This is a genomic window from Parageobacillus caldoxylosilyticus NBRC 107762, from assembly GCF_000632715.1.
Classification (GTDB): Bacteria; Bacillota; Bacilli; order Bacillales; family Anoxybacillaceae; genus Saccharococcus; species Saccharococcus caldoxylosilyticus.
On sequence record NZ_BAWO01000115.1, the window covers coordinates 1 to 1352 of the forward strand.

At 40.3% G+C, this 1352-nt stretch carries 1 protein-coding gene; it reads left to right on the forward strand.

Annotated elements, in window-relative coordinates; translation table 11 throughout:
- The first annotated feature begins 148 nt into the window (after positions 1-148).
- A complete protein-coding gene (locus tag GCA01S_RS18860) occupies positions 149-808 on the forward strand; it encodes an exosporium glycoprotein BclB-related protein (protein ID WP_221198442.1) in 660 nt (219 codons plus the stop codon).
- Positions 809-1352 lie beyond the last annotated feature (544 nt).

The following is a 1352-nucleotide window of genomic DNA, read 5'->3' on the forward strand; positions in this document are numbered from 1 at the left end:
CAGGAATGCTCCTTTTGGTTATCTCACTCTCCGAATATTCAATCGACTAATTTTGGAAATTCAAGCACTTAACCTACAACTCTTGTCTAATCAAACTTATTATCCTGCTCATATATTGAAGTATCCTAATTAAAAGAGGTGAAACATATTGTCAAAACATTGGGAAGAAAAATGTAATGACAACAATAAGCCAAGAGTAAGATGTAATTGTACTAATGGGCTAGCGGTGACGGTACATGGACCTGCAATACAAGGACCTCCGGGACCTCCAGGACCTCCAGGGGCCGGTGCTATCATTCCATATGCATCTGGAGTAACTCCTGTTGTACTGTCTACAGTTGATGTTGCAGGTGTAATAGTTAGTACTGGAGCTATCGTTGGATTCGGAAGTTCTGCGCCAACTGTTGATATTAATGCAGGATCACTAACTCTAGGTGTCGGTACCACGAACATTCCTGACTTCGCATTTGTGGTTCCTCGTACCGGAACAGTCACATCCATATCTGCATTCTTTAGCGCTACAGTGGGTATAACTTTAGCTGCAGCTGGAACAGTCAGAGCAGAATTATGGAGGGCATCTGCACTAAGCAACACCTTTACTCCAACAGGTGTTTTTGTAGATTTAGCACCAGCCTTCGGCCCTGTAGTTACCGTTGGCAATACTGCAGCTAATACTGCTTCGGCGTCATTACCGGTAGCTGCCGGTGACAAACTACTACTAGTTTTTTCCTTAAGAACATCTGGACCTACTCCAATTAATATCGGTGCTCTTACAGGTTTTGCAAGTGCGGGTGTTGGAATCAGTTAATTTAAATAGCCCACGACCTAGCGCGACACAAAAGGGGGACATCTTCGTGATGAGGATGTCTCTTTTTTCGGTTTCTTGTTTCCCCGATTTTACACCAAGGTACAACAATTGCAAGCAATATGTGCGTTCTACAACACAAAAATCGATTCCTAGCTTTGCTATAGTGTTGTTCCTTCACAGGCATACTAGCCATTCGAAAAAGTCTACTTTGAAAGGATGAACTGCACAATTTTGAGTTTTTACTATAGTTTTGCAACACCATCTATGGAGGTAGAATGTTTAATAGATATTTATTAAGAAATATTTCGTGCATGAGTGGCATGTGCCTTTCTTAGAAATCAATATTATGTTGGTTACACCAAGTAAAGGCTGCGATAAAACGGGAGAAGTTGGCTTACCAAAAGTCTATACCCATAAAACTTCAGACAGTAATAATCAAGAAGATGATAACCAATCAACTCCTTTCCTACTTATCATAAGAATGAAAAGAAAGTTAAATTTATCGTTTTAATTCTTTATCAAAACGTTTCTCCACTGACCATGT